A 5,848-nucleotide genomic window follows, 5' to 3' on the forward strand; every position below is an offset into this window, starting at 1 on the left:
GCCTTCTTCGCGGAAGGCTTCGCACTGGACGTCACATTGGACGTCACAATGGACTTGGCACCGGACTTCGCGTGGGACTTGGCTTTGCCCGCGTTTTTCGCGACGGGTTTGGCCGTCTTCGATGTGCCCGACTCCGCCGAAGCGACCTTGCTGGTCTTTGCAGGCGAGGGAGCGGCTTTCGGTTTTGTCTTGATCTCGCTCCTGGGTTGGGCGACGGACGCGGACTTTCGCGAGCGTGCCATGTTGACAGGCTTCGTCTCGACGACGTCTTCGACCTGCACTTCGACGACGGACTCTTCCACAGCAGTTTCAGCCATAACGGGCTCGGGCGCGGCCTCGCCGCCACCATGGAGCTTCTTCCACTCGCGCAGCGCCTGCGCGTCGCGCGGGGTCACGTCGGGATAGTCGAGGTCGGTGCCGACATCGGTCCTGATCTTCCACGAGCGCGCGCATTTGGTGCCGACCGCCTTCTCCACCACGACGGCGACATCGGGCACGGCATCGAGCCGGAACGCGTTGTCCGGCCCTTCGCCTTCCACGACTTCGTAGTTCGAGGTGATGCAGACCTCGGCGAGGTCGACGTCGAACAGCGTCGCCAGCACCTTGCGGTCGGCGACATAGATCACCGGCGAGGCCTCGAGCGAGGAGCCGATGTTCTTGGCGGCGCGCTCGAGCTCGAGCGCGCCGGTGACGACGCGGCGGACGTTGCGGATCACCTCCCATTTCGCCGCGAGACTGTCGTCGCGGAAGCCCGCGAGGTCGTGCGGGAAGGGGAGCAGGTGCACGGACGGGCTGCCGCCGGGGCGATACATTCCCCACGCCTCGTCGCAGGTGAAGCTCAAGATCGGCGCGAGCCATTTCAGGATCGCGTCGCAGAGCATGTCGATCGTGGTCAGCGCGGCCTTGCGCGCCACCGACGAGGTCGGATCGCAGTACAGCGTGTCCTTGCGGATGTCGAAATAGAACGCCGACAATTCGCTGTTCATGAAGGCGGACAGCGTCGCCACCACCGTCTTGTAGTCGAACTCCGCATAGGCCTTGCGCACGATCGCGTCCTGCTCGGCGAGCAGGTGCAGCACCAGCCGCTCGAGCTCCGGCATCTCGGCATCTGCGACCTGATCGTCCGGCCCGTAGTGATGCAGCGTCCCGAGCATCCAGCGGATGGTGTTGCGGAATTTGCGATAGGTCTCGACCGTGTTCTTCAGGATTTCCGGACCGATGCGCTGGTCGTCGGTGTAGTCGCAGGCGGCGACCCACAGCCGCAGGATGTCGGCGCCGGATTCCCGGATCACGGCCTGCGGCTCGATGGTGTTGCCGAGCGATTTCGACATCTTGCGGCCGTGCTCGTCCTGGGTGAAGCCGTGGGTCAGCACGACGTCGAACGGCGCGCGGCCGCGGGTGCCGCAGCTCTCCAGCAGCGAGGAGTGAAACCAGCCGCGGTGCTGGTCCGAGCCTTCCAGATACATCACGGTATCGTCGCCGCCGTCGACCTTGCGGCTGATGCCGGCGAGCCCCGGGAAATGCACGGGATCCTCCAGCACGAACGCATGGGTCGAGCCGGAATCGAACCAGACGTCGAGGATGTCGTCGACCTTCTGCCAGTCCTCATTGGCAAGCGAGCCCAGGAAGCGCTCGCGCGCACCGTCCATGTACCAGGCGTCGGCGCCTTCCTTGTCGAAGGCATCCGCGATGCGGGCATTGACCTCGGCGTCTTGCAGGATTTCGGCCGAGCCGTCGCTCGCCTCGCGCACGAACACCGCGATCGGCACGCCCCAGGCGCGTTGGCGCGAGATCACCCAGTCCGGCCGCGCCTCGATCATGCCGTTGATGCGGTTCTCGCCCGACGGCGGCACCCATTGCGTGACCGAGATTGCGTGCAGCGCGCGGGCGCGGAGCGTGTCGCCTGTTTTTGTCGCGCCGTTGGACGCGATATCCTTGTCCATCGCGATGAACCATTGCGGCGTGTTGCGGAAGATCACCGGCTTCTTCGAGCGCCAGGAATGCGGATATTGATGCTTGAGCCGGCCGCGCGCGAGCAGCATGCCGGCCTCGACCAGCGCCTTGATCACCGCGTCGTTGGCGTCGCCCTTCTCGCCCTTGTCGTTGATGACGCGCTTGCCCACGAAGCCCGGTGCATGGTCGGTGAAGGCGCCGTTTTCGTCGACCGTGTAGGGGATCGTGGTGTTGATGCCGCGCCCCTCGAGCTCCCGTGCATTCGCCGTCCAGGCGTCGAAGTCCTCGCGGCCGTGGCCGGGCGCGGTGTGCACGAAGCCGGTGCCGGCGTCGTCGGTGACGTGATCGCCGGCCAAAAGCGGGACGGTGAACTCGTAGCTGCCGGCAAAGCCCTTCAAGGGGTGGGCGCATTCGACGACGTCCAGCGTGTCGGCCGGCACGTCGCGAACCTTCTCATAGGCCGCGACGCGCGCCTGCTTGAACACGCTGTCGGCCAGCGCGTCGGCGATCACCAGGAGATCACCCGTCTTCGCCCAGTTCTCGGCCGGCGCCTCGGTGACCCTGTAGAGGCCGTAGGCGATCCTTGGCGAGAAGGAGATGGCGCGGTTGCCGGGCAACGTCCAGGGCGTGGTGGTCCAGATCAGGATCGCGGCCTGTGCCAGCGCGCCATGCGCGGGCGAGGTGACCGGAAATTTCACCCACACCGTATCGGAGACGTAGTCCTCGTACTCGACCTCGGCTTCGGCGAGCGCGGTCTTCTCGACCACGCTCCACATCACCGGCTTGGAGCCGCGATACAGCGTGTCGTTGGCGACAAACTTCATCAGTTCGCGCGCGATCTGCGCCTCAGCCGGATAGGCCATGGTGGTGTAGGGATGATCCCAGTCGCCGATGATGCCGAGCCGCTTGAACTCCTCGCGCTGGATGTCGAGCCACTTGTTGGCATAGGCGCGGCATTCCCTGCGGAACGCTACCATCGCGGCTGAATCCCGGAAATCCGGCTTGGTCCTACCCTTGGAGCGGTAGTTCTCCTCCTCGACCTTCCATTCGATCGGCAGGCCGTGGCAGTCCCAGCCCGGCACATAGTTGGAATTGAAGCCCAGCATCTGCTGGCTCTTGGTGACGAGGTCTTTCAGGATCTTGTTCAGCGCGGTGCCGATGTGGATGTTGCCATTGGCATAGGGCGGCCCGTCATGCAGCACGAACTTGGCGCGGCCCTTCGCGCTCTCGCGCAGGCGGTCGTAGAGCCCGATCTCGTTCCAGCGCTTGAGGATTTCCGGCTCGCGCTGCGGCAGGCCGGCGCGCATCGGGAAATCGGTCTGCGGCAGGAACAGGGTTTCGGAATAGTCGTTGGCGTCGGACTTTGGCAGCTTCTGGTTCATCGGGGTCGAACTTCGCTGGGAGGGCGCGAGAGAACGCGAATCGGATCGCGGGCGGGGTGCACGGAAATCCCGGTCTTGCGCCGAGCCGAAGGGCTCAGGCGGAAGCCGGGCTGCTAATGCCGATTATGATGCGCCGCGCAAACATGGCGCCCCTCATAGCAGCCGCGCGGGAAAATCGCAAAGGCTTGCGGGCCGCATCACTCAGGCAATCGCGCCGAGCCTGGGGAAGGTTTTGGGCGCGGCGGCGAGCTGTTGGCGCGCCTGGCGGCTGTCGTCGTCCATCTGCCGCACCAGCGCCTCGACGGAGGCGAATTTCAGCTCCTCGCGGATGAAGCCGATGAAGGCCACGTCGAGCCTTTCGCCATAGAGATTGCCCTTGAAATCGAACAGGAAGATTTCGAGCAGCGGCGCGCCATTGTCGAAGGTCGGGCGACGGCCGAAGCTCGCGACGCCGTCGAGAAGCTGGCCGCCGCGGCCGACCCGCACCGCATAGATGCCGTGCCTCAGGCCGCAATGATGGTCGAGGCGGATATTGGCGGTGGGATAACCGAGTTCGCGGCCGCGCTTCTCGCCGTGGACCACCTCGCCGGTGACGAACCAGGGGCCGCCGAGCATGGCGGTGGCGTCGGCGATCTGCCCCTCCGCCAGCGCCATGCGGATGGCGCTGGAGGAGACCGGCCGCTCGTCGATGTCGACATGCGGCTGCACGTCGACCTCGATGCCCAGGCGTGGGGCTTCCGCCACCAAGAGGCTCGGTGAGCCGACCCGGCCCTTGCCGAAATGGAAGTCGTAGCCGACGGCGATGCCGGAGACGCCGAGGCGCCCGATCAGATCGCCGCGGATGAAGTCATGCGCGCTGGTCTGCGCCCGCGCCTTGTCGAAGGTCATCACCACGGCGCCGGCCAGCCCGGTCCCGGCCAGCAGCCGCAGTTTTGCAGTCTCGTCCGACAGGCGGAACTGGGGGGTGTTCGGGCTGAAGAAGCGGCGGGGGTGCGGCTCGAAGGTGAGCGCCAGCGCCGGCCGGCGGTGGACGCGGCCCATCTCGAGCGCGGCGGCGATCACGGCGCGGTGGCCGAGATGGACGCCATCGAAATTGCCCATCGCCACCACCGATCCCTTCGGGATCGAATCTGCCGGCGTGGTGTCGCGGATCACAGTGAAATTGCTCGTCATTTCACGATTTTTTGCAAGGAATTGTTCGCAAGCCGGCGGGTCCGGTCGTGCGAGCGGACCGTGGCGTGGGCGGTGCGAAAAAGTCAAGCGGCGGAATATCCATTAAAGGTTGTGCGGTTGCGTGAAGCAGCCTGAGGTCAGTTAACGGGCTGTTTAAGGGCTGATGCTAGTCCTTGGACTGTTCCTGCGGGGGCTGAGGGCACCCAGGCGGGCTCGTGTGGGGAGAGTCAGGAAATGGCCGTTGATCTGTCGATGTCGGTTCTGGTGGTGGACGACTACAGCACCATGATCCGCATCATCCGCAACCTCCTGAAGCAGCTCGGCTTCGAGAACATCGACGACGCCAGCGACGGATCGGCCGCGCTGAACAAGATGCGCACCAAGAAATACGGGCTCGTGATCTCGGACTGGAACATGGAGCCGATGACCGGCTACGACCTGCTCCGCGAGGTCCGCGCCGATCCCAACCTCGCCACCACCCCGTTCATCATGATTACGGCGGAATCCAAGACCGAGAACGTGATCGCGGCCAAGAAGGCCGGCGTGAACAACTACATCGTCAAGCCGTTCAACGCGGCGACCCTGAAGACCAAGATCGAGGCGGTCTTTCCGGACATGGCGAACGCGTAAGGGCGCAGCTTTCTCACCTCTCCCCGGGCGGGACGAGGGAGCGCAGACCGTAGCGGGTGAGCGCAGCGATACCCGGGAATGAAGGCCCCGCATGTCGCTGCGCTCATGCGGGCTACGAGTGCGGCCGCGCCTTTACCACCTTAATTCACGGATCAAGGCCCGCGGCGGATGGCCGAACAATTCCCGCACCGAGGCCGGATCGAGCTGGTCGACACCTTCGAATTCCTCCGAGTGAATGCCGCGGGTCACGAACAGGCAGTCGATGCCGAAGGCGTGGGCGCCGGTGAGGTCGGTCCGCACGGAATCGCCGATCGCGAGAACATGCTGGTGCTCGACACGCTGGCCGTGCCGGCGTTCGGTCGCCAGCGACATGGCCCGCTCATAGATCGGCAGATGCGGCTTGCCGTAGAAGATCACCTCGCCGCCGAGCTCGCGATAGAGCTCGGCGATGGCGCCGGCGCAGTAGATCAGCCGGTCGCCGCGCTCGACCACGATGTCGGGATTGGCGCAGATCAGGGGCAGGTCACGCTCGCGCGCCTGATGCATCATCTCACGATAGTCTTCAGCCGTCTCGGTCTCGTCGTCGATCAGCCCGGTGCAGACGATATAGTCGGCCTCGGCGAGCGGGGCGAGCGTCGGGCTCAGCCCGCGATAGATCGATCGGTCGCGCTCGGGGCCGAGCCAATGCAGCTTGCGGCCTGGATGTCCGG

At 65.4% G+C, this 5,848-nt stretch carries 4 protein-coding genes; 1 reads left to right on the plus strand and 3 read right to left on the minus strand.

Annotated elements, in window-relative coordinates:
* The coding region (gene ileS, locus JOY90_RS39835; RefSeq protein ID WP_291696557.1) for an isoleucine--tRNA ligase at window positions 1-3,335 on the minus strand (3,335 nt) is incomplete at its 3' end.
* Window positions 3,336-3,536: 201 nt separating this feature from the next.
* Window positions 3,537-4,508 carry a bifunctional riboflavin kinase/FAD synthetase gene (locus JOY90_RS39840; RefSeq protein WP_291696558.1) on the minus strand — a complete coding sequence of 324 codons (972 nt, stop codon included), beginning with the start codon at window positions 4,506-4,508 and terminating at the stop codon, window positions 3,537-3,539.
* A 234-nt stretch (window positions 4,509-4,742) separates the two neighbouring features.
* Here JOY90_RS39840 and JOY90_RS39845 point away from each other — a divergent pair, with 234 nt between their 5' ends.
* The gene (locus JOY90_RS39845; protein ID WP_291696559.1) at window positions 4,743-5,138 is read left to right on the plus strand and encodes a response regulator; all 396 of its coding nucleotides are present in this window, start codon (window positions 4,743-4,745) and stop codon (window positions 5,136-5,138) included.
* A 132-nt stretch (window positions 5,139-5,270) separates the two neighbouring features.
* On the opposite strand, the gene JOY90_RS39850 is transcribed toward JOY90_RS39845, so the two are convergent.
* On the minus strand, window positions 5,271-5,848 hold a 578-nt coding region (locus JOY90_RS39850), incomplete at its 5' end, for an HAD hydrolase-like protein (protein ID WP_291696560.1).

This window comes from Bradyrhizobium sp., from assembly GCF_019242285.1.
Lineage (GTDB): Bacteria > Pseudomonadota > Alphaproteobacteria > Rhizobiales > Xanthobacteraceae > Bradyrhizobium.